Here is a 246-nt window from a genome sequence, read left to right as displayed (position 1 = left end):
AGTTCCGGCAGTTGCTGGCTGTTGTTCCGTCTTTATTTGAAGCGCTCGTGCCGATGCCGGAGCCATCCCGCCCTCCACGTCACTGCGCACCTGGCGCAGTCGCAACTAGCACCCAGATCCGTGACTGTCAGGTTGCCCGGATGCAGATTCGCCTGAAGAGGCGCGAGGCAAGAGCGCGCCGCAGCGAGCAGGCTCTGCACAGATGGCATAGCATTGGCCTGACGGATTAGGGATATGACAAAGCAC

Annotated in this window: 1 protein-coding gene; it reads left to right on the top strand. The window is 60.6% G+C overall.

Features of this window, described 5'->3' with window-relative positions; all coding sequences use genetic code 11:
* Positions 1-230 (top strand): hypothetical protein (locus QP381_RS09340; RefSeq protein ID WP_285068761.1); only part of this gene is annotated, 230 nt, incomplete at its 5' end.
* Positions 231-246 lie beyond the last annotated feature (16 nt).

This window comes from Pauljensenia sp. UMB6358, from assembly GCF_030216865.1.
GTDB lineage: Bacteria > Actinomycetota > Actinomycetes > Actinomycetales > Actinomycetaceae > Pauljensenia > Pauljensenia turicensis_A.
This window is presented reverse-complemented; position numbering and strand designations above follow the sequence as displayed.